The following is a 24475-nucleotide window of genomic DNA, read 5'->3' on the forward strand; positions in this document are numbered from 1 at the left end:
AAACCGGCCGCCGCTGTAGCCCGGCGAGCCGAAAGAGAGACATGAGCAGGACATTTACGCAGGTCAGAGGACCTGCGGGGAGTGTGGTGTAGGGCCGTGCATATCGTCATCATGGGCTGCGGCCGGGTGGGCGCCGCACTCGCGCAGAACCTGGAGCAGCAAGGGCACACGGTCGCCGTCATCGACCAGGACCCCACAGCGTTCCGCCGGCTCGGCTCCGGCTTCGGTGGCCGCCGCGTCAGCGGTGTCGGCTTCGACCAGGACACCCTGCGCGAGGCGGGCATCGAGGACGCCGGGGCGTTCGCCGCGGTGAGCAGCGGTGACAACTCCAACATCATCGCCGCCCGGGTGGCCCGCGAGATGTTCGGCATCGAGAACGTCGCGGCCCGTATCTACGACCCGCGCCGCGCCGAGGTCTACCAGCGGCTCGGGATCCCGACCGTGGCCACGGTCCGCTGGACCGCCGACCAGATGATGCGCCGTCTGCTGCCGTCCGGGGCGGAGCCGCTGTGGCGCGACCCGAGCGGCGGGGTGCAGCTCGCCGAGGTCCATACGGCGGAGAGCTGGATCGGCCACAAGATCAGCACGCTCCAGGAGGAGACGGGCGTCCGCGTGGCGTTCCTCACCCGGTTGGGCGAAGCGATGCTGCCGACGTCGCAGACGGTGCTCCAGGAGGGCGATCTCGTCCACGTGATGATGCGTACGGACGACATAGAGAAGGTCGAGGCGGCATTCGCCGAGGGCCCGGACGGAGGCGGGAACTGATGCGCGTCGCGATTGCCGGGGCCGGCGCGGTGGGTCGTTCCATCGCGGCGGAGCTGCTGGAGAACGGGCACGAGGTGCTGCTGGTCGACAAGGCGCCGACCGCCATCTCGGTGGAGCGGGTGCCGCTCGCCGAGTGGCTGCTGGCGGACGCCTGCGAGATCACCTCGCTGGACGAGGCGGCGCTCCAGCGCTGCAACGTGGTGATCGCCGCGACCGGTGACGACAAGGTCAACCTGGTCGTGTCGCTGCTCGCCAAGACGGAGTACGGCGTGCCGCGGGTGGTCGCCCGGGTCAACAACCCCAAGAACGAGTGGCTGTTCAACGAGTCGTGGGGCGTCGATGTCGCCGTGTCGACACCGCGGCTGATGTCGGCGCTGGTGGAGGAGGCGGTGAGCGTCGGCGATCTCGTACGGCTGCTGCGCTTCAGCCACGGCGACGCCAACCTGGTCGAGCTGACGCTGCCGCCGGAGTCCGCGGTGACCGGGACGCAGGTCGGTTCGGTGAACTGGCCGGAGGACACCTCGCTGGTGACGATCATCCGGGGGACGCGGGTGCTGACGCCCCATCCGGAGGAGACGCTGGAGGCGGGCGACGAGCTGCTGTTCGTGGCGGCGCAGGCGCGCGAGGAGCAGTTGGAGGATCTGCTGTCGGTACGCCGCGAGGACACCGCGGACTGACCGGACGCGGACTGACGGCACGCGTGCGTACGGGACGCGGACTGACGGGACGTCCCGTACCCGCGCATCGCCGAGACGGATCGCCGGTACGCACGAATCGCCGGGGACGGGCCGCTGCCCGTCCCCGGCGATTCGTCTGTACGTGTGCTACCTCCGGTGCCTGGCCGGGCCCCGGTCGCCGGTCACGGCGGCGGCCTGCGCCGCGCGCTCCTTCTCGGCCTGCTCCTCCGCCTCCATCTCGGCGAAGACGTCGATCGGCGGGGGCGCCTTCGCGAGGAAGACCCAGGTCAGATAGACGGCCAGCAGGAACGGCGGGATCTTGAGCGAGATCAGCACCCAGCCGAGCTGTGTCGTGTCCGCCCACCAGTAGAGCGGGAAGAGGATCGCGCACTTGGCGAGCAGGATCAGCCCCCAGGCCCAACTGGCCTTGGCGTACGCCTTCTTGCGGCCGGGGTTGCGGGTGCGCCAGGAGAGGTTCTCCTTGAAGACCGGGCCCAGGATCAGGCCGATCAGCGGCACGCCCGCCAGCGTGGTGATGATGTAGGCGAGTGCCAGCCCCAGCGTGTAGAGCATGCCGGGGAGGTAGAAGTCCTTGGCGTTGCCGGTCATCATCGCGAAGACGACACCGAAGGCGACGCCGAAGACCCCGCTGAAGGCGTGCTTGACGGTGTCCCGGCGGATCAGCCGCACCACCACCAGCAGCAGCGAGACGGCGAGCGCCGCGATCGCCGAGGTGTGCAGGTCCTTGTTGACGGTGAAGATCGTGACGAAGAGCAGGCCGGGAAGGACCGTCTCCACCATGCCGCGCACGCCGCCGAACGCCTCGAAGAGCGCCGCCTCCGTGACGGCTTTCGCATCACCGTCCGGGTCGGGTGCCGCGGATGAGGACGGTGCGGGGGAAACGGTCGGGGCGGTGGGCTTGTCGGGTGACGTCACCGGCTACTCCTGTCCGAGCGGTCGGAGTTCGTATTTGGGATTGAACAGCACCCGCCGGCCGTGGCTCAGGGAGATCCGGCCGGAGGCGATCAGCTTGCGGCCCGGCTCTATGCCCACGATGGAGCGCCGGCCCAGCCACACCACGTCCAACGGCGCGGTGCCGTCGAACAGCTCCGCCTCCAGCGCGGGCACACCGGCCCGGGGTCGCAGGGTGACCGTCCGCAACGTACCAGCCACCCGGACGATCTGGCGGTCGTCGCACTCGGAGATACGGGTGCATCCGGACGCCTGGGCGTCCTCGCGCAGCTCCTCGGACTCCAGATCCTCCTGGGAGCTGGAGAGCCGGTCGAGCATCCGGCGGAAGCGGCCGGTCGGCTTCTCAGCACTCATGTCTGAAGGGTACCGGGGTACGGGTGCGACAGGAGAACGCAACGGCGCAACCGGATCACCGGAATCGGATCACCGTTCGAAGCGGTAGCCCATGCCCGGCTCTGTGACGAAGTGCCGGGGGTGCGAGGGGTCCGCCTCCAGCTTCCGCCGGAGCTGGGCCATGTAGACCCGCAGGTAGTTGGTCTCGGTGCCGTACGAGGGGCCCCAGACCTCCTGGAGGAGCTGCTTCTGGCTGACCAGCCGGCCCGTGTTCCGTACCAGGACCTCCAGCAGGTGCCATTCGGTCGGGGTGAGCCGTACGTCGCGGCCCTCGCGGTGCACCTTCTTCGCCGCCAGGTCGACGGTGAACCCCGCCGTCTCGACCACGGCGACGGTCTCGTCGCCGTCCCCGCCGAGCGGTTCGGCCCGGCGGACCGCGGCGCGCAGCCGGGCCAGCAGCTCGTCCATGCCGAACGGCTTGGTGACGTAGTCGTCGGCGCCCGCGTCCAGCGCCTCGACCTTCTCGTCGGAGGTGTGGCGTGCGGAGAGCACCAGGATCGGGACGCGCGTCCAGCCGCGCAGGCCCTTGATCACCTCGACACCGTCCATGTCCGGCAGCCCGAGGTCGAGCACGACCACGTCGGGGTGGCGCGCCGCCGCCAGCTCCAGCGCGGTCGCGCCGTCGGAGGCCGCGTCCACCTCGTACTTGCGTGCCCTCAGATTGATCACGAGAGCCCGTACGATCTGTGGCTCGTCGTCGACCACGAGCACCCGGGTCATAGAGGTCCGCCTTTCTGCTGTCCCGGTCATGAGCCGACCCGGGCGGGAGGTTCGGGGCGCGCCGGCACGGGGCCGGCCGCCGCGGAGAGGGTGAGCACCATGGTCAGGCCGCCGCCGGGGGTGTCCTCGGCGGCGAGGGTGCCGCCCATCGCGTCCACGAAGCCGCGGGCGACGGCGAGCCCGAGGCCGACGCCGGCCCCGCGCGGGGCGTCGCCGTGGCGCTGGAAGGGTTCGAAGATACGTTCCTTGGCGTCCTCGGGGACGCCGGGGCCGCGGTCCACCACCCGTACCTCGACCCGGGCGCCGAGCGCGCTGGCGGCGACGGTGACGCGCCGCCCCTCGGGGCTGTACTTGACGGCGTTCTCGACGATGTTGGCGACCGCGCGCTCCAGCAGCCCGGGGTCGACGGCCACCATGGGCAGCGACTCGGGGATGTCCAGCTCCACGCTGTTCTCCGGTACGCCGCCGAGCGCCATCGGGACGACCTCGTCCAGGTCGATCTCGCGCATCAGCGGGGTGACGGTGCCGGTCTGGAGCCGGGACATGTCGAGGAGGTTGCCCACGAGGTGGTCGAGGCGGTCCGCGCCGTGCTCGATGCCCTCCAGCAGCTCCGCCTGGTCCTCCTCGGACCATTCGACGTCGTCGGAGCGGAGCGAGGAGACCGCGGCCTTGATGCCGGCCAGCGGGGTGCGCAGATCGTGGCTGACGGCGGCGAGCAGGGCCGTACGGATGCGGTTGCCCTCGGCGAGCGCGCGGGCCTGCTCGGCCTCGCCGACCAGGCGCTGGCGGTCGAGTACGACGGCGGCCTGCGCGGCGAACGCGGCGAGCACCCGGCGGTCCTCCGCGGGCAGCACCCGCCCGGAGAGCGCCAGCGCCATGTGGTCGCCGACGGGCATGTCCACATCGGCGGACTCGGGGCGGTCGACGGGCTGGGGGCCCACGCTGCCGGCCCGGGTCCACGGGTCGACGTCGCTCTTGCGTTCGAGCAGCGCGACGGACTCCATGGCGAAGGTCTCGCGGACCCGCTCCAGCAGGGCGTCCAGGGCCGTCTCCCCGCGCAGCACGCTGCCCGCGAGGAAGGACAGGATCTCGGACTCGGCGCGCAGCCGGGAGGCCGTATGGGTACGGCGGGCCGCCAGGTCCACCACGGAGGCCACCGCCACGGCCACCGCGAAGAAGATCACGATGGCGACCAGGTTCTTGGGGTCCTGGATGGTCAGGTTGTGGGTGGGCGGCGTGAAGTAGAAGTTGAGCAGCATCGACCCCACGGCGGCCGAGGCGAGCGCGGGCCGCAACCCGCCGAGCAGGGCGGCCAGTACGGTCAGGAAGAGGAAGAGCAGGACGTCGTTGGCGAGCCCGAGGGTGTTGTTCAGCGCGGTCAGCAGCACCGCCAGCAGGACGGGCGCGACGACCCCGGCCAGCCAGCCCCAGATGAGCCGGGAGCGGCCGAGGCGGGCGCCGCGCGCGCCGGGCAGCCCGCGCCCCTTGGCGACCTCCTCGTGCGTGACGATGTGCACGTCCAGGTCGGGCCCCGACTCGCGCGCCACGGTGGCGCCCACACCGGGGCCGAAGATGTACTGCCAGGTCTTGCGGCGGCTGGAGCCCAGCACGATCTGGGTGGCGTTGACGCCGCGCGCGAACTCCAGCAGCGCGGAGGGGATGTCGTCGCCGATCACATGGTGGAAGGTGCCGCCCAGGTCCTCGACCAGCTTGCGCTGGACCGCCAGCTCCTTGGGCGAGGCGGCCGTGAGGCCGTCGCTGCGGGCTATGTAGACGGCCAGGATCTCGCTGCCGGACCCCTTGGCGGCCATCCGGGCGGCGCGGCGGATCAGCGTACGGCCCTCGGGGCCGCCGGTGAGGCCGACGACGATCCGCTCGCGGGCCTGCCAGGTGGTACGGATGTTGTGCTCGCCGCGGTACTGCTGGAGGTATTCGTCCACCCGGTCCGCGACCCAGAGCAGCGCCAGCTCGCGCAGCGCGGTGAGGTTGCCGGGGCGGAAGTAGTGGGAGAGCGCGGCGTCGACCTTGTCGGGCTTGTAGACGTTGCCGTGGGCCATCCGGCGGCGCAGCGCCTGGGGCGACATGTCGACCAGTTCGATCTGGTCGGCGCGCCGGACCATCTCGTCGGGGACGGTCTCGCGCTGCCGTACCCCGGTTATCGACTCGACGACGTCACCGAGCGATTCCAGGTGCTGGATGTTGACGGTGGAGACGACCTCGATGCCGGCCTTGAGCAGTTCCTCGACGTCCTGCCAGCGCTTGGCGTTGCGGGAGCCGGGCACGTTGGTGTGGGCCAGCTCGTCCACCAGCGCGACGGCGGGGCGGCGCTCCAGGACGGCGTCGACGTCCATCTCGGTGAAGACGGTCCCGCGGTACTCCAGTTCGCGCCGCTCGACCGCCTCCAGGCCGTGCAGCATCACTTCCGTACGCGGCCGGTCGTGGTGCTCGACGAACCCGACGACACAGTCCGTGCCCCGCTCCACCCGGCGGTGCGCCTCGGAGAGCATCGCGTACGTCTTGCCGACGCCCGGTGCCGCGCCCAGGTAGATACGAAGCTTGCCGCGTCCCATGGCCCCATTGTCTTCCAGAAGGGCCGGCGTGCCCGACCTGCCGACCGTCCTGACGAAACTACCGCCGGTGACGACGCGCGCGGTCGCCACGAGGGGGTCCCGGGCCGGTTTTGACACGATTCTGACGGCGCGGGACGGGGGCCGGCCGAGGCGCGGCGAACGGGGGCGGCCGACGCGCGGCGCGCCCCGTCACGCGGATGGGCCGTACCCCGCCCGGGGTACGGCCCATCTCCTGCCCTTACGGGTGTCAGCGCACCTCGGTGATCTCGGGACCGCGCTGGAGCTGTCCCATCCCACCGGAGAAGCGTGAGCTCTCCTGGTCCTCCTGCTGGACGCCCTCGGCGACCATCTGCGCGTCGTCCGGGAGCTTGAGGACGATCGGGTCGCGGGGCGCCATCGGGCCCTCCCCGCGGACGACGACGGTGTCCCGGAAGATCTGCTCCAGCAGCCCGGCGGCCTCGGGCTGCACCGCGCCCTGCCCGGAGATCACCCCGCGCAGGAACCAGCGCGGGCCGTCGACCCCGATGAAGCGCACGAGCTGTACGCCTCCGGTGCCGTCCGGGAGCTGTACGGGGACCTGCGCGCGCAGCTCCCAGCCCAGCGGACCCTCGACCTCGTCGATGATGCCGCCCTGCTGGGTGATGCCCGTGGCGATCTCCTCGCGGACCTCGCCCCAGATGCCCTCCTTCTTGGGCGCGGCGAAGGCTTGGAGCTGTACGGCGCTGTCCCGTACGACGACCGTGGCGGCGACGATCGCGTCACCGGCGACCTCTACGCGCAGCTCCATGCCCTCGACCGCGGGGACGAAGATGCCCCCGAGGTCGACACGGCCCTCGTCGGGCCTGGAGACCTCGGAGATGTCCCAGGGACCGTCGGGCCTGGGCGCCGGCGGAAGGTTCGCACGGCGGGGCGCGGGCGCCGCCTCGGTGTCGTCGGCGTCCCCGGTGTCCTCACCGGCGGCGTCGATGAACTGCTCGGTCTCGCCCGCTGTCCCCGCCTCGTCCTCGGCGGAACCACTTTTCTTGCGACGTCCGAACACGTCACTGTCCTTCCCGGTCGGATACGACCGAAGCGTATCGATTCCCACCCTGTACCCCGCCCACGGCGGCATGACCGCCGGTGGACCCGAAGCCCCCCTCGGCCCGCGCGGAACCGGGAAGCTCCGCCACCTCGTGGAAGCGCACCTTCTCGACCTGCTGGACGACGAGCTGGGCAATCCGGTCGAACCGCTCGAACCGCACGCTCTCGCGGGGGTCCAGATTGACCACGATCACTTTGATCTCCCCACGGTACCCGGCATCCACCGTCCCGGGGGCATTCACCAGCGCGACCCCGCAGCGGGCGGCGAGCCCGGAGCGCGGGTGCACGAAGGCCGCGTAGCCGTCGGGCAGGGCGACGGAGATGCCGGTCGGCAGCACGGCACGCTCGCCGGGGGCCAGCTCGGCGGCCTCCGTGGTGACCAGATCGGCCCCCGCGTCGCCCGGGTGCGCGTACGAGGGCAGCGGGACCTCCGGGTCGACGCGGCGGATCAGTACGTCCACCGGAGCACCGGGCACCGGACTCATGGGGTCACCTCTGGCTCCGCGCGGGGTGCGGGGGTCGTCCCCGGGGATGGCACGTTACTCACAGGCGCAGACCTTACCCGCGCGGTCGCCCGTGGGGCGCACCGTGCCAAGCTTGGCTCCATGGAGCCTTCCCCCGCGCGTTACGACGAACGCCTGACCGCACCCCCCGCCTGGTGGGGTATCGCCGCTCTCCTCGCCGTGGCAGGCGGCCTGATGACGCTGCCACTGGGCGCGCTGCCGATGCTCGGCGGGGTGATCGTGGCGGGCGCGCTCGCGGCGGCCGGGGTCAGCGCTTACGGCTCCGCGCGGATCCGGGTGGTGGCGGACTCGCTGGTCGCGGGCGACGCGCGGATCCCCGTCGCGGCGCTCGGCGCGGCCGAGGTGCTGGATCCGGAGGAGGCGCGGGCCTGGCGGCTGGAGAAGGCCGACCCGCGCGCCTTCATGCTGCTGCGCAGCTATGTGCCGACGGCGCTGCGGGTGGAGATCACGGATCCGGACGACCCGACGCCGTACGTCTATCTGTCGACCAGGACCCCGCAGGCGCTGGCGGCGGCGCTGGACGCGGTACGTACGGGCTGAGACCCGGCGGGGAGGTCCTGGTGGCCGCTAGTGGCCCAGCTCCTCGGGCAGACCCGGCGGCAGCTCGTCGGGCCGCTCCAGGGGCGGCAGGGCGGGCAGCGCGTCCCAGGGCACCTGGCGGGTCCGCAGGTCCTTGCGGACGTGTTCGGCGACCTTCTTGGTGTCCCGCCGGTTCATCAGGGCGCCCACGGCGGCCCCGATCATGAAGGGGACCAGGTTGGGCAGGCTGCGGACCATGCGCTTGGTGATCTGGTGGCGCAGCTCGCGCTTCATGCCGCCGCTGAGCGCGCCGTTGAAGGACGACGGCTTGGTGATGTCGACGCCGCGCTCCTCGGTCCAGGACGTCAGATAGGCGGCGCTGCGCTCCCTGAGCGTGCCGGGCGCGCGCTGTCCGTAGACCTCGTGCAGCTCCGCGATGAGCTTCAGCTCGATCGCGGCGACGGCGGTGATCTCGGCGGCCAGTTCGGCCGGCATCGCGGGTGGTACGGGCATCATCGCGGCGGCGCCGACGCCCGCCCCGACGGTGGAGCTGCTGTTCGCGGCGCCCGCGACCAGTTTGTCGGCCAGCTCCTCGGGGCCGAGGCCCGGGAACTGGGCGCGCAGGGTCGCGAGGTCGCGGACCGGGATCCGGGGTGCGTTCTCGATGATCCGGTCGGCGACGAACGCCAGGGCCGCCTTGGCTCCGTCACTCCCCTTGCGCACGCCCCGTTTCACGCTGTCCAGGCGCCGGCCCCCGGTCGTGGGGCCGCCGTGGTCGTCCCGGACGGCTTCGAGCGAGGCCGACCGGCCCCGCTCGTCCTCGTGCGCGCCGTGCTGGGGCAGCAGGGCGGAGTGCTCGGCAGCGGGCTGATCGCCTTCTGCCGGGCCTGAGCCGCCCTGATACGTATCCGGTGCCTCCGGGGCGTTCTTGCGCCGGAAGCGCCGTTTCCGGAACGGTGTGTCGCCTGCCACGGCCTGTCGGACCTCAGTCGCAGTCGCGGCAGATGGGCTGACCGTTCTTCTCCCGGGCGAGCTGGGAGCGGTGGTGCACGAGGAAGCAGCTCATGCACGTGAACTCGTCGGCCTGCCGCGGCAGGACCCGGACGGACAGCTCCTCGTTGGAGAGATCCGCGCCGGGCAGCTCAAGGCCCTCGGCCTGCTCGAACTCGTCGACGTCGACCGCCGAGGTCGACTTGTCGTTCCGACGGGCCTTCAGTTCCTCAAGGCTGTCCTGATCGACGTCGTCATCGGTCTTGCGTGGGGTGTCGTAATCCGTTGCCATGTCGTCGCTCTCCCCCTCTGGGTGTCTGTGGTGTCTCAGCGCACGTAACGCGTGAGAGGCCGGACTTGTGCCCGACCTGAGGCGGAGATTTTGCCTCACATCAAGGTCTGTTACTCAATCGACACCCAACCGGACTCCTCAGGAGTGATCGGCTTCGGGTGGCGAGGGGGACCGTACACGGTCCCTCTTTCCTGCCGCACGGGCGCCACCCCGTGTACTTCCCGTGATCACGACCCCCGGAAACCCGGACTTTACCGGCTTTCCGATGAAGGCTTGATCACACAGAGTCGATAGGCGGGAATTCGCCCCTGTGATCGATCACACAAGGATCCGCCAAAAACTCATCGAGGAAATTCCGCGCAAAGCGAACAAAGTAATCCGCCGCATGAATACCGAGCGCAGTCTCTCAGATCGGGAGAGTGACACGCATCACCAGTCCACCCCCCTCACGCGGCTCCGCGAAGATCCGTCCGCCGTGGGCGCGGGCGACCGAGCGGGCGATCGACAGACCGAGACCCACCCCCTTGTCGCTGCCGGTCCGCTCCGTACGCAGGCGGCGGAACGGCTCGAAGAGGTTGTCGATCTCGTACGCGGGGACCACGGGCCCCGTGTTCGACACCACCAGGACCGCCTGGCCCTGCTGGAGTTCCGTGCTGACCTCCACCCAGCCGTCCTCCTGGATGTTGTACCGCACGGCGTTCTGCACCAGGTTCAGGGCGATCCGCTCCAGCAGGACGCCGTTGCCCTGGACGACCGCCGGAACGCACTCCGAACGGATCTCCACGCCCTTCGCCTCCGCCTCGGAGAGCGCCTGGTCCACGGCGCGGGTGGCGACCTCCGCGAGGTCGACCGGCTTGCGCTCCACGAGCTGGTTGTCGCTGCGGGCGAGCAGCAGCAGCCCCTCCACCAGTTGCTCGCTGCGCTCGTTGGTCGCCAGAAGGGTCTTCCCGAGCTGCTGGAGCTCCATGGGAGCCCCCGGATCCGAGAGATGGACCTCCAGGAGGGTCCGGTTGATCGCGAGCGGCGTACGGAGCTCGTGCGACGCGTTCGCGACGAAGCGCTGCTGCGCGGTGAAGGCGCGCTCCAGCCGTTCCAGCATCTCGTCGAAGGTGTCGGCGAGCTCCTTCAGCTCGTCGTCCGGGCCGTCCAGCTCGATCCGGCGCGCGAGGTCGGTGCCGACCACGCGGCGCGCGGTACGGGTGATCCGGCCCAGCGGGGACAGCACCCGGCCGGCCATCGCGTAGCCGAAGGCGAACGCGATGACGCTCAGCCCGACCAGCGCGAAGAGCGAGCGGCTGAGCAGATCGTCGAGCGCCTGCTGGCGCTGGTGGTTGACGCAGGCGTTCATCGCGGTGTTGAAGCGGTCGGGCGTCGCCTGGTCGGGGAAGTTGCAGGTGTCGCTGCTCACCTTGCCGCTGACGATCTGGAACGGCAGCTCACTGCCGACGTGCAGGGCCTGGGCGGCCAGCAGGTAGATGATCGAGAGCAGCAGGATGCCCGCGATCAGGAACATCCCGCCGTAGAGCAGCGTCAGACGTATGCGGATGGTGGGGCGGACCCAGGGGAGCGACTGGTCGGGCTTTCTCGGGTCCCAGGTCGGCTTCGGAGGCGCCGCCGGCGGCGCCGGGGTGGTGGCCACCGGCCTCAGATCCGGTAGCCGGAGCCGGGCACGGTGACGATCACGGGCGGCTCACCGAGCTTGCGCCGCAGGGTCATCACCGTCACGCGGACGACATTGGTGAACGGGTCGGTGTTCTCGTCCCACGCCTTCTCCAGGAGTTGCTCGGCCGAGACGACCGCGCCCTCGCTGCGCATCAGGACCTCCAGGACCGCGAACTCCTTGGGCGCGAGCTGGATCTCCTTGCCGTCGCGGAAGACCTCGCGGCGGTTGGGGTCGAGCTTGATCCCGGAGCGCTCCAGGACGGGCGGCAGCGGCACCGTCGTACGCCGTCCCAGCGCCCTGACCCGGGCGGTCAGCTCGGTGAAGGCGAAGGGCTTGGGCAGATAGTCGTCCGCGCCCAGCTCCAGGCCCTCGACCCGGTCGCTGACATCGCCCGAGGCGGTCAGCATCAGGACCCGGGTGGGCATCCCCAGCTCGACGATCTTGCGGCAGACGTCGTCGCCGTGCACGACCGGGAGGTCTCTGTCGAGCACCACCACGTCGTAGTCGTTGACCCCGATCCGCTCCAGGGCCGCCGCACCGTCGTACACGACGTCGACGGCCATGGCCTCCCGGCGCAGTCCGGTGGCCACCGCATCGGCGAGCAGTTGCTCGTCCTCGACGACGAGTACGCGCACGTCGTTTTTCCTTCCTCTGGGCCCGTCTCCTGTGATCAGGGCAGGTCGTCACAGTCGCTGTGCGGGCCCATCCTGCCCGTATCGGCCATAAACCGGCGGTAAGACGATGCCGGGTGACCAGGCACGTCCGGGGCGGGACGGGATTCGTCGGGTCAGAGAGGTTTCTCGGAGACGGACCCTGGGGAAGACGACTTCACACCCGAGATCACGCCCTGTTTGTGGCATGCCACACCCTTATCTGCCCACCGGATAACTGTCCTCCAGAAGACAGTGGGCGCCTGATCTTCCCGCCGTCGGCACACCCCCGTGCCACTGACCCACGACGAGGGGGCGCAATGGACGCGTTCACCGCCGGGCTTCTCCAGCGCATAAAGGCCACGGAAACAGACCTCACCCGAGCACGTGAGACGGGTGACGACTTCCTCGCGGATGTCGAACAGGAAGAGCTGGACGACCTGCGTCGGCTCGCCGCCGAGCACGGTGTGGAGGTCGGCGCCGCCGGCGTCTGACCCGATACATCGCAGTCGTACGGACACAGTCGTACAGACATACGAAATATCAGAGCATCCAACGAAGAGCCGCACACGATCTGCTGAGAAGGGCCCCGGCACCGAGGGGACGGTGCCGGGGCCCTTCCGTGCGCCGGGTCAGTCGTGCGCGCCGGTTCGGTCGCGGCGCCGGGGCGGTCGTGGTGCCGGGTCAGTCGTGCCAGGCGCCGTACCCCTCCAGCAGCTCCTGAAGGGGCTCGAAGACGCCTGGCGGGGCTGCCACGGCCAGATCGAAGCCGGGGCGGGTACCGGGGCGCCCACCCGTCCGGGCGCCCGCCTCACGGGCGATGAGATCGCCCGCCGCGAGGTCCCACGGGTGCAGCCCCCGTTCGTAGTAGCCGTCCAGCCGGCCGGCCGCCACGTCGCAGAGGTCGATGGCCGCCGAGCCGCCGCGCCGGATGTCCCGCAGTCGCGGGATCAGCCGCTGGGCGATCTCCGCCTGGTGGGCACGGACGGTGGTCACGTAGTTGAAGCCGGTGGAGACCAGGGCCTGCTCCAGCGGCGGCGCGGGGCGGCAGCGCAGCGGGCGGTCCCCCAGGAAGGCGCCGCCGCCGAGCACGGCCCGGAAGGTCTCGCGGCGCATCGGGGCCTCGACGACGCCCACCAGAGTCTCCCCGTCGCGTTCGGCGGCGATGGAGACGGACCAGGTGGGCAGCCCGTAGAGGTAGTTGACGGTGCCGTCCAGCGGGTCGATGACCCAGCGGACTCCGCTGCTGCCCGCCGTACTGGCGCCCTCCTCGCCGAGGAAGCCGTCGTCGGGGCGATGGTCCGCGAGATAGCCGGTGATCAGCTTCTCCGCGGCGATGTCCATCTCGGTGACGACATCGATGGGGCTGGACTTCGTGGCGGCGACGGCCAGATCGTCGGGGCGTCCGTCGCGCAGCAGCGCGCCGGCCCGGCGGGCGGCCTCCAGGGCGAGCGCGAGCAGTTCACCGGTGAGGGCGTCGGTCACAGCGGGCTCCTTCAGGCGTACGGGCTGTCGGCACCCGCGGCGGCGGGCTTGGGGGCGCGCGCCGGGCAGCAGCCGACGGGGCAGAGGTCGTGGCTGGGGCCGAGCGCGCCGAGGGCACACCGCTCCACGGCGCGTCCGCGCTCGGCCGCGGCGCGTTCCAGGACGAGGTCGCGTACGGCGGCGGCGAACCGGGGGTCCGCGCCGACGGTGGCCGAGCGGCGTACGGGCAGCCCCAGCTCGGCGGCCTTGGCGGTGGCCTCCGTGTCGAGGTCGTACAGGACCTCCATGTGGTCGGAGACGAAGCCGATGGGGGCCATCACGACGGCGGGGACGCCCTCCCCGTGCAGCGTCTCCAGGTGGTCGCAGATGTCCGGTTCCAGCCAGGGGATGTGCGGGGCGCCGCTGCGTGACTGGTAGACGAGCTGCCAGGGGTGGGCGATCCCGGTCTCCTCGCGGACGGCGGCCACCACCAGCCGGGCGACGTCGAGGTGCTGGGCGACGTACGCGCCGCCCTCGCCGTGTCCCCCGGCCGGGCCCGAGGTGTCGGCCGCGGCGATCGGGATGGAGTGGGTGGTGAAGGCGAGATGCGCCCCCGCCCGTACGTCCTCGGGCAGGTCGGCGAGGGAGGCGAGCACCCCGTCGGTCATGGGCTCCAGGAAGCCGGGGTGGTTGAAGTAGTGGCGCAGCTTGTCCACGCGGGGCGGTTCGATCCCCTCGTCGGCCAGGGTGGCGAGGGCGCCCGCCAGGTCCTCGCGGTACTGGCGGCAGCCGGAGTACGAGGCGTACGCGCTGGTGGCGAGGACGGCGATCCGGCGGCGCCCGTCGGCGGCCATCTCGCGCAGCGTGTCGGTCAGGTACGGCGCCCAGTTGCGGTTGCCCCAGTAGACCGGCAGGTCCAGGCCGTGCCCGGCGAAGTCCTTGCGCAGCGCGTCCAGCAGCACCCGGTTCTGTTCGTTGATCGGGCTGACCCCGCCGAACAGGAAGTAGTGCCGGCCGACCTCCTTGAGCCGTTCCCTCGGGATGCCACGGCCCCGGGTGACGTTCTCCAGGAACGGAACCACGTCGTCCGGGCCTTCGGGGCCACCGAAGGACAGCAGGAGCAGAGCGTCGTAGGGCGAAGTCGCCGGCTGTTCTGGCATGCTCCGATCCTGCCATCCGCCCCGGTACGCCGGGCGGCGGCCCCGCCCCGCCGGGTCCGGGGAACGCCCGGGAACCCGGCGGAAAACCGGAGGCGCGCGGCGCCTGGGCAGCCGTAAGCTGTCGCGGCCAGAATCATCGCTTACCGGAGCGTCCGTTGCCTGCGTTGCCCCGTTCCTACCGTGCGCTGTTCGACGTTCCCGGTACGAAGGGATTCAGCGCCGCCGGGCTGATCGGCCGGATGCCGCTCGCCATGCTGAGCATCGGCGCCGTCACGATGATCTCCCAGCTCACCGGCCGGTACGGCCTCGCGGGCGCCGTCTCGGCGGCGATGGCCATGTCGGCCGCGGTGCTCGGCCCGCAGGTCTCCCGGCTGGTCGACCGGCACGGCCAGCGGCGGGTGCTGCGCCCGGCGATGCTCGTCTCGGTGACGGCGATCGCGGGGCTGCTGCTCTGCGCCCAGCAGGGCGCCCCCGACTGGACGCTCTTCGTCTTCGCGGCCGGTACCGGGTGCATGCCGAGCGTGGGGGCGATGGTGCGGGCGCGCTGGGCGACGGTCCACCGGGACTCCCCGCGCGCGCTGCACACCGCGTACTCCTGGGAGTCCGTGATCGACGAGATCTGCTTCATCTTCGGCCCGATCGTCTCGATCGGGCTCTCGACGGCCTGGTTCCCCGAGGCGGGCCCGCTGGTCGCCGGGGTGTTCCTGGTGGTCGGTGTCCTGTGGCTGACGGCGCAGCGGGCCACCGAGCCCGTACCGCGGCCCCGCGCGGAGCACACCGGGGGTTCGGCGCTCGGTTCGGCCGGGCTGCGGGTGCTGGTGGCGACCTTCGTGGCGACGGGGGCGATCTTCGGCGCGGTCGACGTGGTCACGGTCGCCTTCGCCGAGGAGCGGGGGGACAAGGCGGCGGCGAGCCTGGTGCTCTCCGTCTACGCGCTGGGGTCCTGCTGCGCGGGCGTGGTGTTCGGGCTGCTGCACCTCGCCGGTCCCCCGGCCCGGAGGTGGCTGGTGGGTGTCTGCGCGATGGCCGTGAGTATGATCCCCCTCCAACTGGCCGGGAGCCTGCCGCTCCTGGCCGTGGCGCTCTTCGTCGCGGGCCTCTCCGTTGCCCCGACCATGGTGACCACCATGGCCCTCGTCGAAGCGCATGTACCGCGCACCAAGCTGACCGAGGGCATGACCTGGACCAGTACCGGGCTCGCGGTCGGCATAGCGCTCGGCTCCTCGGCCGCCGGCTGGGTGGTCGACGCCGCCGGGGCCCGTGCGGGGTACAGGGTGCCCGTGGTGGCGGGCGCCGTCGCGGCCGCGGTGGCGTTCCTGGGGTACCGCCGGCTGCGTGAGCCGGTACCGAGGCGGGGAGGGCATGGGGCGGATGACCGGGGACCGGACAGTCCTGAGGAGCACGACGACCACGAGCGCGTGGCGTAACTGGGCGGGGACCGTGACCGCCCGGCCGGCCCGTACGGTGTCCCCCTCCTCCGTCGAGGAGCTGATCGGGGAGATCCGCGCGGCGGCGGCCGACGGGCTCCGGGTCAAGGCGGTCGGCACGGGGCACTCGTTCACCTCCGTCGCCGCAACGGACGGCGTGTTCGTACGTCCTGACCTGCTCACCGGCATCCGGGAGATCGACCGGGCCGCGGGCACCGTCACGGTGGCGGCCGGCACCCCGCTCAAGCGCCTCAACACGGCGCTGGCCCGGGAGGGCCTGTCGCTGACGAACATGGGCGACATCATGGAGCAGACCGTCGCGGGCGCGACCTCCACCGGCACCCATGGCACCGGCCGCGACTCCGCGTCGGTCGCCGCCCAGATCCGGGCGCTCGAACTGGTCACGGCGGACGGGGCGCTGCTGCGCTGCTCGGCCGAGGAGAACCCGGAGATCTTCGCCGTGGCGCGGATCGGCCTCGGCGCGCTGGGCGTGATCACCGCGGTCACCTTCGCGGTGGAGCCGGTCTTCCTGCTGACGGCCCGTGAGGAGCCGATGCCCTTCGACCGGGTCACGGCGGAGTTCGACCAGCACGTGGCCGAGAACGAGCACTTCGAGTTCTACTGGTTCCCGCACACCGGCAACTGCAACACCAAGCGCAACAACCGCAGCGCCGGTCCCGCGGCGCCGCCCGGCCGGGTCCCCGGGTGGATCGAGGACGAACTCCTCTCCAACGGCGCCTTCCGGGTGGCCTGCGCGCTCGGCCGCGCCGTACCCGCGACGATCCCCGCCCTCGCCAAGGTCTCCAGCCAGGCGCTCTCCGCCCGTACCTACACGGACATTCCGTACAAGGTCTTCACCTCGCCGCGGCGGGTGCGCTTCGTGGAGATGGAGTACGCGCTGCCGAGGGAGGCGGCGGTCGGGGCGCTGCGCGAGGTCAAGGCGATGATCGAGCGCTCACCTCTGAAGGTGAGTTTCCCGGTGGAGATACGCACGGCGCCCGCCGACGACATCGCGCTCTCGACGGCCTCGGGCCGGGAGACCGCGTACATCGCCGTGCACCTCTACCGGGGCACGCCGCACCGCTCGTACTTCACGGCGGTGGAACGCATCATGACCGCGCACGGCGGCCGGCCGCACTGGGGCAAGATCCACACACGGGACGCGGGGTATCTCGCCGGGGTGTACCCGCGCTTCGCGGAGTTCACGGCGGTACGGGACCGGCTCGACCCGGACCGGCTGTTCGGGAACGACTATCTGCGCCGGGTCCTCGGGGACTGACGGGGACCGATGCGCGCCGTACGTCTCCTACTCCCCGCTCGTGGTCCCGCCGTCGCCGCCGGCCGTGGTGTCGGCGCTGCCCGAGGGCGTCGGGGCCGGGGCGGACGAGGCGCCGGAGTCGCCGTCGCCGGTGGAGTCGGAGGTGGAACCCGTGGAGTCCGTCGGGCCGGAGGCCGGGGCGGACGGGGTGCCCGTCGGGTCGGTGCCGGTGTCCGAGCCGGAGCCTGTGCCGCTCTCCTGGTCCGTCCCGTCGCTCCGCCCGCCGCCGGAGGGGGACGGCGAGGTGCCGCCCTCCGGGGTGGTGCCCGTGTCGCCGCCGGTGGAGGCAGTGGTGTCGGGGGAAGGCGTGGCGGAGGGGTCGGTCGGGGTGGAGGGGGTGGTCCGGTGTCCGCCGCTCACGACGGAGCCGACGGTCGTTCCCGTACCTCCGCTCAGGTCCTGACCGGAGATCAGCTCGTACCCGGTGATCCCGCCCATCGCGACGCCGAAGACGATCCCGGCCGCGAGGACCGGGCGCTTCCAGCCGCGGACGCGCGTGCCGTGCGTCGTGGCGCGGGTGAACCCCTCGCTCGGAGACGCCGGGGACTCCGGAGACGCCTGGGACCCGGGAGCTGCCTGAGGCACCTGGGGCATCAGCCTGGTCGCGTCGACGCCACGTCCGGAATCGGCGGAGCCGGTGGAGTCATCCCGTCGACCCGGATCACCCCGTTCGGGCGATATCGGAACCTGCCGCCCTCCGGGCTTCGCCTGGACGGCCGCGACGCGGATCTGTTCCCCCGTACGGCTGAACAGGTGCTGGAAGACCGAACCGCCACAGGTGGCGACCACGCTGACCACGCCCGCGCCGATGATCGTGCCGTACACGCCGAGTTGGGAGGCGAGCACCGCCGCGGCGATCGCCGCGAGCGCGCTGCCCGCGACCTGCGGCAGGCTCAGTTCGATCCGGGGCCCCTTCCGCTCCCCTTCCTCCGGGTCGGCGCCTGGGCCCGTCGCGCCGTTTTCCGGCTTCTCACCCGTTCGCGTACTGGTCGTCAGCCTCTGATCCATCTACAGCCCCTGCTTGCACATCTGTCCCACCTTGCACCAGGGAGTGACCTCTGAGCGAAGCGGATAGTTCCGCTTCGGCGGGTTCTGTGAAGCAGGACACCCACATCCGGCCACTCATGGACCGCACCGAGGCATCAACTCCCCGGCGCCGTGAGAACTTGGGCGGCGTGCCGGTCCACCCGGATGGCCCGAATGGAGTACTGTGGCGAGCCCTGGGGCCGGACCCCCTCATGGGTGTCCGGGACCTACGGGAAGGGAGCCGAACATGGCACTCGATCCGGCGGAGCCGCGGCACCGCACGGGCGCCTGTTGCACGGAGTGACCATTTCGTCACTTCGCGTCGCAAAGGGTAACCGTGTCATCGGCGATCCAGGGCCCATGCCCGACACGCCGGGCAGCACGGAAAGGTTGTGGCAGGCTGCACCCGGGCAGGCCACACTCGACTAGCGGAAGCAGCGACGCACGTGACGTCGGCAGGCACCACCCGGGAGGTTCCCATGCCCGAACTGCGTGTCGTGGCCGTCTCCAACGACGGCACACGACTGGTGCTCAAGGCTGCCGACAGCACGGAGTACACGCTCCCCATCGACGAGCGGCTGCGCGCCGCCGTACGCAACGACCGCGCGCGTCTCGGCCAGATCGAGATCGAGGTGGAGAGCCACCTCAGACCACGGGACATCCAGGCGCGTATACGAGCCGGTGCCACGGCCGAGGAAGTGGCGCAGCACGCGGGGATCCCGGTGGACCGGGTCCGCCGCTTCGAGGGCCCGGTGCTCGCGGAGCGCGCCTTCATGGCCGAGCGGGCCAGGAAGACCGCCGTACGCCGCCCCGGTGAGAACACCGGACCCCAGCTCGGCGAGGCGGTCCAGGAGCGGCTGACGCTGCGCGGCGCCGACAAGGAGACCGTGCAGTGGGACTCGTGGCGCCGTGACGACGGCACCTGGGAAGTACTGCTGGTCTATCTGGTCGCGGGCGAGCCGCACTCGGCGAGCTGGACGTACGACCCGCCCCGGCGGCTCGTCCAGGCCGTCGACGACGAGGCGCGCGCGCTGATCGGCGACACCGACGACACGGTCACGAAGGAGCCGAGCTTCCCGTTCGTACCGCGGATCGCCCGGCTGCCGCGCGACCGGCCGCTGGACCGTTCCCTCGACCGGCAGTTGGAGCGCCCCGTCGCCCCGGAGCCGGACGACACCGACGAACGCGACTCGCTCACCAGCCTGCTGGAGGCCGTGCCGAGCTTCCGCGGCGACATGGTCGTGCCCGAGCGCCCCGCGCCGCCGGAGCCCGGGGGCGTGGACCCGGAGGACGAGCCCGACGCGGAGGAGGCGCCCGCCGCCTCGGCCGGCGCCGGTTCCGCGTACGCGGACGTACTGATGCCGCGCTCGGTGGCCGGTCACCGCGACCGGCTCACGGGCACGACGGACCGACAGGCGGAGGCGGACGGCGTCCGCCCCGGGCGGCGGGCCGCGGTGCCGAGCTGGGACGAGATCGTCTTCGGCACCCGCCGCAAGAAGCAGGACTGACAGAGCGGGTACGGACCGAACAGGTACAGGCAGAACAGGTACGGGCGGAGCAGGTACGGACTGAGCAGGTCGGGCAGGGGCTGACAGGGTTCGCACACCCTCCTATACGCAGTCCGAGGGGCGGGTACTCACCGCGTGCGGTGCGTACCCGCCCCTCGCGCGCTCTCCCGGTGCCCGGCACGCCTGGTTACCGGGGGTCGGGCCCCTTGGCGACCGGGCGGTCGGGGTCCGACGACCACTGCGACCACGAGCCCGCGTAGAGCGCCGCGCCGATGCCCGCCAGCTCCAGGGCCAGTACCTCCTGGGCGGCGGAGACGCCCGAGCCGCAGTAGACGCCGACGCTCCGGCCCGTGGCTCCCAGCGCCTCGAAGCGGGCCGCGAGTTCCGCCGCCGGGCGGAAGGTGCCGTTTTCGGCCATGTTCTCCGCTGTGGGAGCCGAGACGGCGCCGGGGATGTGGCCGCCGATCCGGTCGATCGGTTCGACGTCGCCGCGGTAGCGCTCGGCGGCGCGGGCGTCCAGCAGCAGCCCGTCCCGGGCCAGGGCCGCGGCGCTGTCCGCGTCGAGCACCGGGAGCGCGCCCGGTACGGGGCGGAAGTCGCCTTCCGCCGGCTCCGGGATCTCGGTGGAGAGCGGGCCCGTCCAGCCGGCCAGACCGCCGTCCAGGACCCGGACGTCGCCGTGCCCCGTCCAGCGCAGCAGCCACCAGGCGCGGGCCGCCGCCCACCCCAGGCCCCCGTCGTACGTGACCACCGGCGTGTCCGCGCCGACACCCGCACGGCGCATCGCCGCGCCGAAGGCCGCCACATCGGGCAGCGGATGACGGCCGCCCTCGCCCGGCGGACCGGCCAGCTCCGCGTCGAGGTCCACGTACACGGCGCCGGGCAGATGCCCCGCCTCGTACTGCGGGCGGCCGGGCGGTCCGCCGAGCTGGTAGCGGATGTCGAGGAGTACGGGCGGACGCGGACCCGCCGACTCGCCGGTGAGTTCGGCCGCTGTGATGATGGCTGTCATGAACGTCATCCTCCCGTACCGCCGCCCCGCGGCGGGAGCGGCGGTGGACCGTGCGATGTAACGGCCCGTGAAACAGCCGGTAAACAGCGAATCGAGATCCCGCCAAGTGCGGCGCGGCCGGGCGGCGCCGCGCGCCGCCGGGTGCGAGCATCGGCACGGGCGCACGGCCGCTTCCGTCCCGTTCCTCCCCAGGTGGTTCCGCGTGTACTTCCGCGGTTCCACCGGCAGTTACTCCCGCGGCGCGCCCGGTCCGCACGGCCACCACGAAGGTCCGAGGAGACAGTGACGATGACCGAGGCAGCGACCCGGCGCACGCCTGGAACACCCTGCTGGGTGAGTCTGATGGTGCACGGACTTGCCGCGACGGAGGAGTTCTACGGAGCGCTGTTCGGCTGGGAGTTCGAGCCGGGGCCGCAGCAGCTCGGACCGTACGTCCGCGGGCTGCTCGACGGCAAGGAGATCGCGGGGATCGGCCAGTTGCCGCCCGACCGGCATCTCCCCATCGCCTGGATGACCTACCTGGCCACGGACAACGCGGATCTGACGGCCGAGACGATCAGGAGCTGCGGCGGCACGGTCGGCGTCGGCCCGCTGGACGCGGCGGAGGCCGGCCGGATGGCCATCGCCGCCGACCCGAGTGGCGCGGTCTTCGGGATCTGGCAGGCGGCGGCGCACACGGGGACGGCGGTGGCCGGGGCGCACGGCACACCCGTCTGGAACGAACTGATCACCCGCGAGACGTCCTCGGTCGGCAAGTTCTACGCGGCGCTCTTCGGCTACGACCTGGAGGCGGTGGTCTCGGCCGACTTCGACTTCCTGACCCTGCGTCTGCGGGGCCGTCCCGTCGCCTCGCTGCACGGGGTGGGCCGCGCGCTCACCCGGGAGCGGGGCGCGCACTGGATGACGCACTTCGAGGTGGAGGACACCGACGCCGCCGCGCGGCTGGTCACGGAGCTGGGCGGGCAGGTGCTCCAGCAGCCGCGCGAGGGCGTGAACGGACGGCACGCGACGGTCGCGGACCCGGAGGGCGCGGTCTTCACGATCGTACGGTCGGTCTAGGGCCTGATCGTACGGGCGGCGCGGGCCCCGGCGGCGGCCATGCGCTAGACCGGCAGGACGTCCGGGGAGAGCGTGGCGGCCCGTGCGGTCGCCGCGGTCATCCGGCGCCGGTGGTGGCGCCGGCACAGCACCTCGTAGCCGACCTCGTCGCGGCCCTGGTGGACGTCCCCGACGACGACCTGCGCGCCCTCGACCACCATGGCGCCGCCGACGGTCCGCGCGTTGTGCGTGGCGCGGGCGCCGCACCAGCAGAGCGCCTCCACCTGAAGGACCTCGACCCGGTCGGCCAGCTCCACCAGCCGCTGCGAGCCGGGGAAGAGCTTGGAGCGGAAGTCGGTGGTGATGCCGAAGGTGAAGACGTCCAGCTCCAGGTCGTCCACGACCCGGGCGAGCTGGTCGACCTGGACCGGGGCGAGGAACTGCGCCTCGTCGGCGATGACGTAGTCGCACCGGCCGCCCTGGGAGAGCCGCTCCACGAGATACGCGTAGAAGTCGAAGCCCTCCGCGGCCTCGACGGCGTCGGTGACCAGGCCGAGGCGGGAGGAGAGCTTGCCCTCGCCGGCCCGGTCGTCGCGGGTGAAGATCATGCCCTGGAGCCCGCGCGCCGAGCGGTTGTGCTCGATCTGCAGAGCGAGGGTGCTCTTTCCGCAGTCCATCGTTCCGGAGAAGAACACCAGCTCTGGCATGAGGGGGTGACGGCCTTTCGGGTCTTCGGCTGCTGCGGTCGACGGGCGCCGCACCGGCACCGTACAGGGGTCCGCACGGTCGTACGGGGCCGGCCACAGGGGTCGGTCAGGGCGTCGTACGGGCGTACGAGCGGTTACGAGCGTACTTCGAGAAGGGGGACGAGCTGCTCGACGGGGGTCATCGAGCCGTGCATCCCGACCATCTGCGACTCGTGCGGCTCCCGGACGGAGGCCGTGATCACCACGTCGTCGTGGGCCGCGGCGACGACATCGCCGATCCGGCCGTACACCCGCTCGTCCATAGCGCCGGGCGGTCCGAACCAGCCCTCCGCGATCGCCTCGTCGCGGCTCGCCACCCAGAACCGCTCGCCGAGCACCTCGCGCCAGACCGTGAGGACATCGGCGGCGGCGCCCGGTACGGCGTAGACATGACGGGCCCGGCCCTCGCCGCCCAGCAGGGCGACCCCGGCGCGCAGCTCCCAGTCCTCGTCGAAGTCGAGGCGCGACTCGTCGTCGAAGGGGATGTCGATCATGCCGTGGTCGGCGGTGACGTAGAGCGCGGTACGGGGCGGAAGTTGTTCGGCGAGGCGCTGGACGAGCCGGTCGACGTACATCAACTGGCCGCGCCAGGCGTCGGAGTCGACCCCGAAGCGGTGGCCCTTGCCGTCGACCTCGCTGTAGTACGTGTAGACCAGCGACCGGTCGCCCGCGGCGAGCTGCTCGGCGGCCAGGTCCATCCGGTCCTCGCCGGAGAGCCGGCCGAAGAAGGAGCCGCCGCTCAGCGCGACCTTGGTGAGCGGGGTGTGCTGGAAGGTCGGGGAGGACACCTGCGCGGTGTGCACGCCCGCCGCGTCGGCCAGCGTGAAGACGGTGGGGTACGGCTGCCAGACGTGCGGCGCGGTCCACGGCTTCCAGCGGAGCTGGTTCATCAGCGCGCCGGTCGCGGGGTCGCGGACGGTGTAGCCGGGCAGGCCGTGCGCGGAGGGGGGCAGCCCCGTACCGACGGAGGCGAGGGAGGTCGCGGTCGTGGCGGGGAAGCCCGCGGTGAGGGGGCGCCCCGTGGAGCCGCGCGAGGTGGCCAGCAGCGACGTCATGTACGGCGCTTCGTCCGGGTGGGCCTTGAGCTGCTCCCAGCCGAGGCCGTCGATCAGAAAGACGCAGTTCCGGTCGGCGGGGGTCAGTTCGGTGATCGTCGCGGTCAGATCCGGTACACCCTGGCCCGCGGCGAGCGTCGGCAGCAGATCGGCGAGCGAGCCACTGCCGTACTGCGGCAGCGGCGCGCTGGAGAGGGCGAGCGGGACGGGCTCCGGCCAGAGGGGTTCGGCTGCCATCAGCGGCCGGTCGCCGCGGTGGCCGCCGTGGCCGCGATCGCCTCGGAGAGCGCCTGCGCGAACGCGAGCGTCTGTCGCACGGCGTCCGGACCGTCGCCCGCCTCGCTGACACGCAGGCTCAGGTCGTCGGCGGTGGAGCTGCCCGTGTAGCCGTGGTCCGCCTCGCAGTTGGGGTCGCCGCAGGCGGCGGGCTCCAGGTCGATACGGGAGACGGCGCCCCAGCCGATGGTGAGGACGACCTCGCGCGGCAGGGCGCCTGGCTTGTACGACTCCGGGTTGGCGACGACACGGCTGACCACGACGGAGGAGATGCGGTCGATCTTGACCGACTCGGTGGAGGTGGTGGCGTACGGCGTCGGGGAGCTGGAGTCGGCGGCCTGCTCGTCGGTGTGGCTGACGATGAAGCGGTGGGCCGTCAGCACGAGGACGGTGACATGCCGCCGCACCTCGTTGGCGTCGAACGTGGTCTCCTGGTGCACCAGGTACGACGAGATCGGCTCACCGCCGACAGCGGCCTCCACCGCCTCGGCCACGAGAGCCGGGTAGTAGCCGCTGCGCTCGATCGCCGTGCGCAGCCCCTGGGTCGTCGTACCGGTCTTCGCCATGGGCTCATCCTACGGTGGCCGGATGGCTGCCGGAGACGCCCTGTCCCGGGGGTAACCGCTGAGC

Annotated in this window: 25 protein-coding genes; 8 read left to right on the forward strand and 17 right to left on the reverse strand. The window is 71.9% G+C overall.

Annotated elements, in window-relative coordinates:
- The first annotated feature begins 96 nt into the window (after window positions 1-96).
- Together ACIO3P_RS09930 and ACIO3P_RS09935 are read left to right on the forward strand one after the other, a co-directional pair.
- The gene (locus tag ACIO3P_RS09930) at window positions 97-765 is read left to right on the forward strand and encodes a TrkA family potassium uptake protein (RefSeq protein ID WP_329821489.1); all 669 of its coding nucleotides are present in this window, start codon (window positions 97-99) and stop codon (window positions 763-765) included.
- Window positions 765-1442, forward strand: a complete 678-nt coding sequence (locus ACIO3P_RS09935) for a TrkA family potassium uptake protein (protein ID WP_329821490.1) — start codon at window positions 765-767, stop codon at window positions 1440-1442. Before ACIO3P_RS09930 ends, ACIO3P_RS09935 begins: the two co-directional genes overlap by 1 nt.
- A 147-nt stretch (window positions 1443-1589) precedes the next feature.
- Here ACIO3P_RS09935 and ACIO3P_RS09940 read toward each other — a convergent pair whose 3' ends face one another.
- The 6 genes from ACIO3P_RS09940 to dut all read right to left on the reverse strand — a co-directional run bounded on the left by ACIO3P_RS09940 (window position 1590) and on the right by dut (window position 7653).
- On the reverse strand, window positions 1590-2378 hold the full coding sequence (locus ACIO3P_RS09940; protein WP_401848152.1) for a DUF3159 domain-containing protein: 789 nt from the start codon (window positions 2376-2378) through the stop codon (window positions 1590-1592).
- Window positions 2379-2381: 3 nt separating this feature from the next.
- The gene (locus tag ACIO3P_RS09945; RefSeq protein ID WP_399298842.1) at window positions 2382-2768 is read right to left on the reverse strand and encodes an OB-fold nucleic acid binding domain-containing protein; all 387 of its coding nucleotides are present in this window, start codon (window positions 2766-2768) and stop codon (window positions 2382-2384) included.
- Between the two features lie 69 nt (window positions 2769-2837).
- Window positions 2838-3527, reverse strand: coding sequence for a response regulator (locus tag ACIO3P_RS09950; RefSeq protein WP_329821492.1), 690 nt, complete (start codon window positions 3525-3527; stop codon window positions 2838-2840).
- Between the two features lie 26 nt (window positions 3528-3553).
- A complete protein-coding gene (locus ACIO3P_RS09955; protein WP_329821493.1) occupies window positions 3554-6097 on the reverse strand; it encodes a sensor histidine kinase KdpD in 2544 nt (847 codons plus the stop codon).
- 247 nt (window positions 6098-6344) lie between these two features.
- On the reverse strand, window positions 6345-7136 hold the full coding sequence (locus ACIO3P_RS09960; RefSeq protein WP_401785046.1) for a DUF3710 domain-containing protein: 792 nt from the start codon (window positions 7134-7136) through the stop codon (window positions 6345-6347).
- Between the two features lies 1 nt (window position 7137).
- The gene (dut, locus tag ACIO3P_RS09965; RefSeq protein WP_329821517.1) at window positions 7138-7653 is read right to left on the reverse strand and encodes a dUTP diphosphatase; all 516 of its coding nucleotides are present in this window, start codon (window positions 7651-7653) and stop codon (window positions 7138-7140) included.
- A gap of 129 nt (window positions 7654-7782) precedes the next feature.
- Here dut and ACIO3P_RS09970 point away from each other — a divergent pair, with 129 nt between their 5' ends.
- Window positions 7783-8241 (forward strand): DUF3093 domain-containing protein, encoded by a 459-nt coding sequence (locus ACIO3P_RS09970; RefSeq protein WP_401785044.1) that lies wholly within the window; start codon window positions 7783-7785, stop codon window positions 8239-8241.
- A gap of 27 nt (window positions 8242-8268) precedes the next feature.
- Here the strand turns inward: ACIO3P_RS09970 and ACIO3P_RS09975 are convergent, their stop codons facing one another.
- From ACIO3P_RS09975 to ACIO3P_RS09990, 4 genes are all read right to left on the reverse strand, one after another.
- Entirely contained in the window at window positions 8269-9192 is a 924-nt protein-coding gene (locus tag ACIO3P_RS09975; RefSeq protein WP_401848151.1) for a hypothetical protein, read from the reverse strand.
- A 13-nt stretch (window positions 9193-9205) separates the two neighbouring features.
- Complete coding sequence (locus ACIO3P_RS09980) at window positions 9206-9502, reverse strand: DUF4193 domain-containing protein (protein ID WP_030350183.1); 297 nt, start codon at window positions 9500-9502, stop codon at window positions 9206-9208.
- Between the two features lie 406 nt (window positions 9503-9908).
- Entirely contained in the window at window positions 9909-11141 is a 1233-nt protein-coding gene (locus ACIO3P_RS09985; protein WP_329821497.1) for a HAMP domain-containing sensor histidine kinase, read from the reverse strand.
- Between the two features lie 5 nt (window positions 11142-11146).
- Window positions 11147-11800 (reverse strand): response regulator transcription factor, encoded by a 654-nt coding sequence (locus ACIO3P_RS09990; RefSeq protein WP_329821498.1) that lies wholly within the window; start codon window positions 11798-11800, stop codon window positions 11147-11149.
- A 335-nt stretch (window positions 11801-12135) separates the two neighbouring features.
- Between ACIO3P_RS09990 and ACIO3P_RS09995 the strand changes: the two genes are divergently transcribed.
- Window positions 12136-12309 (forward strand): hypothetical protein, encoded by a 174-nt coding sequence (locus tag ACIO3P_RS09995; protein WP_329821500.1) that lies wholly within the window; start codon window positions 12136-12138, stop codon window positions 12307-12309.
- Between the two features lie 190 nt (window positions 12310-12499).
- Here ACIO3P_RS09995 and ACIO3P_RS10000 read toward each other — a convergent pair whose 3' ends face one another.
- Complete coding sequence (locus ACIO3P_RS10000; RefSeq protein WP_329821502.1) at window positions 12500-13300, reverse strand: inositol monophosphatase family protein; 801 nt, start codon at window positions 13298-13300, stop codon at window positions 12500-12502.
- Window positions 13301-13311: 11 nt separating this feature from the next.
- Window positions 13312-14439 carry a ferrochelatase gene (locus ACIO3P_RS10005; RefSeq protein WP_401848149.1) on the reverse strand — a complete coding sequence of 376 codons (1128 nt, stop codon included), beginning with the start codon at window positions 14437-14439 and terminating at the stop codon, window positions 13312-13314.
- Window positions 14440-14603: 164 nt separating this feature from the next.
- Between ACIO3P_RS10005 and ACIO3P_RS10010 the strand changes: the two genes are divergently transcribed.
- Together ACIO3P_RS10010 and ACIO3P_RS10015 are read left to right on the forward strand one after the other, a co-directional pair.
- Window positions 14604-15866 carry an MFS transporter gene (locus tag ACIO3P_RS10010; protein ID WP_401785035.1) on the forward strand — a complete coding sequence of 421 codons (1263 nt, stop codon included), beginning with the start codon at window positions 14604-14606 and terminating at the stop codon, window positions 15864-15866.
- Window positions 15811-17145, forward strand: a complete 1335-nt coding sequence (locus tag ACIO3P_RS10015; protein WP_401848818.1) for a D-arabinono-1,4-lactone oxidase — start codon at window positions 15811-15813, stop codon at window positions 17143-17145. The genes ACIO3P_RS10010 and ACIO3P_RS10015 overlap by 56 nt, the downstream gene beginning before the upstream one ends.
- Window positions 17146-17172: 27 nt before the next feature.
- Here the strand turns inward: ACIO3P_RS10015 and ACIO3P_RS10020 are convergent, their stop codons facing one another.
- Complete coding sequence (locus ACIO3P_RS10020) at window positions 17173-18192, reverse strand: hypothetical protein (RefSeq protein WP_401848147.1); 1020 nt, start codon at window positions 18190-18192, stop codon at window positions 17173-17175.
- A 497-nt stretch (window positions 18193-18689) separates the two neighbouring features.
- Between ACIO3P_RS10020 and sepH the strand changes: the two genes are divergently transcribed.
- Window positions 18690-19718 (forward strand): septation protein SepH, encoded by a 1029-nt coding sequence (gene sepH / locus ACIO3P_RS10025; protein ID WP_329821506.1) that lies wholly within the window; start codon window positions 18690-18692, stop codon window positions 19716-19718.
- A gap of 187 nt (window positions 19719-19905) precedes the next feature.
- Here sepH and ACIO3P_RS10030 read toward each other — a convergent pair whose 3' ends face one another.
- Window positions 19906-20730, reverse strand: coding sequence for a sulfurtransferase (locus ACIO3P_RS10030; protein ID WP_329821508.1), 825 nt, complete (start codon window positions 20728-20730; stop codon window positions 19906-19908).
- Between the two features lie 288 nt (window positions 20731-21018).
- Between ACIO3P_RS10030 and ACIO3P_RS10035 the strand changes: the two genes are divergently transcribed.
- Complete coding sequence (locus ACIO3P_RS10035; RefSeq protein ID WP_329821509.1) at window positions 21019-21789, forward strand: VOC family protein; 771 nt, start codon at window positions 21019-21021, stop codon at window positions 21787-21789.
- A gap of 44 nt (window positions 21790-21833) precedes the next feature.
- Here the strand turns inward: ACIO3P_RS10035 and ACIO3P_RS10040 are convergent, their stop codons facing one another.
- The 3 genes from ACIO3P_RS10040 to ACIO3P_RS10050 all read right to left on the reverse strand — a co-directional run bounded on the left by ACIO3P_RS10040 (window position 21834) and on the right by ACIO3P_RS10050 (window position 24411).
- The gene (locus ACIO3P_RS10040) at window positions 21834-22475 is read right to left on the reverse strand and encodes a thymidine kinase (RefSeq protein WP_329821510.1); all 642 of its coding nucleotides are present in this window, start codon (window positions 22473-22475) and stop codon (window positions 21834-21836) included.
- A 134-nt stretch (window positions 22476-22609) separates the two neighbouring features.
- A complete protein-coding gene (locus ACIO3P_RS10045) occupies window positions 22610-23806 on the reverse strand; it encodes an alkaline phosphatase family protein (protein ID WP_329821511.1) in 1197 nt (398 codons plus the stop codon).
- Window positions 23806-24411, reverse strand: coding sequence for a DUF5998 family protein (locus ACIO3P_RS10050; RefSeq protein WP_329821512.1), 606 nt, complete (start codon window positions 24409-24411; stop codon window positions 23806-23808). The genes ACIO3P_RS10045 and ACIO3P_RS10050 overlap by 1 nt, the downstream gene beginning before the upstream one ends.
- Window positions 24412-24475 lie beyond the last annotated feature (64 nt).

The organism is Streptomyces sp. NPDC087310 (assembly GCF_044744405.1).
Classification (GTDB): Bacteria; Actinomycetota; Actinomycetes; order Streptomycetales; family Streptomycetaceae; genus Streptomyces.

Excerpts from the sequence above, each read along its gene's own strand:
- ACIO3P_RS09980 (WP_030350183.1), bottom strand. The coding sequence starts at position 9,502 with ATGGCAACGGATTACGACACCCCACGCAAGACCGATGACGACGTCGAT.
- ACIO3P_RS09935 (WP_329821490.1), top strand. The coding sequence starts at position 765 with ATGCGCGTCGCGATTGCCGGGGCCGGCGCGGTGGGTCGTTCCATCGCG.
- ACIO3P_RS10015 (WP_401848818.1), top strand. The coding sequence starts at position 15,811 with ATGACCGGGGACCGGACAGTCCTGAGGAGCACGACGACCACGAGCGCG.
- ACIO3P_RS10045 (WP_329821511.1), bottom strand. The coding sequence starts at position 23,806 with ATGGCAGCCGAACCCCTCTGGCCGGAGCCCGTCCCGCTCGCCCTCTCC.
- ACIO3P_RS10005 (WP_401848149.1), bottom strand. The coding sequence starts at position 14,439 with ATGCCAGAACAGCCGGCGACTTCGCCCTACGACGCTCTGCTCCTGCTG.
- ACIO3P_RS09970 (WP_401785044.1), top strand. The coding sequence starts at position 7,783 with ATGGAGCCTTCCCCCGCGCGTTACGACGAACGCCTGACCGCACCCCCC.
- ACIO3P_RS09950 (WP_329821492.1), bottom strand. The coding sequence starts at position 3,527 with ATGACCCGGGTGCTCGTGGTCGACGACGAGCCACAGATCGTACGGGCT.
- ACIO3P_RS10040 (WP_329821510.1), bottom strand. The coding sequence starts at position 22,475 with ATGCCAGAGCTGGTGTTCTTCTCCGGAACGATGGACTGCGGAAAGAGC.
- ACIO3P_RS10020 (WP_401848147.1), bottom strand. The coding sequence starts at position 18,192 with ATGGATCAGAGGCTGACGACCAGTACGCGAACGGGTGAGAAGCCGGAA.
- ACIO3P_RS09995 (WP_329821500.1), top strand. The coding sequence starts at position 12,136 with ATGGACGCGTTCACCGCCGGGCTTCTCCAGCGCATAAAGGCCACGGAA.
- ACIO3P_RS09955 (WP_329821493.1), bottom strand. The coding sequence starts at position 6,097 with ATGGGACGCGGCAAGCTTCGTATCTACCTGGGCGCGGCACCGGGCGTC.
- ACIO3P_RS09945 (WP_399298842.1), bottom strand. The coding sequence starts at position 2,768 with ATGAGTGCTGAGAAGCCGACCGGCCGCTTCCGCCGGATGCTCGACCGG.
- ACIO3P_RS10050 (WP_329821512.1), bottom strand. The coding sequence starts at position 24,411 with ATGGCGAAGACCGGTACGACGACCCAGGGGCTGCGCACGGCGATCGAG.
- sepH (WP_329821506.1), top strand. The coding sequence starts at position 18,690 with ATGCCCGAACTGCGTGTCGTGGCCGTCTCCAACGACGGCACACGACTG.
- ACIO3P_RS10035 (WP_329821509.1), top strand. The coding sequence starts at position 21,019 with ATGACCGAGGCAGCGACCCGGCGCACGCCTGGAACACCCTGCTGGGTG.
- ACIO3P_RS10030 (WP_329821508.1), bottom strand. The coding sequence starts at position 20,730 with ATGACAGCCATCATCACAGCGGCCGAACTCACCGGCGAGTCGGCGGGT.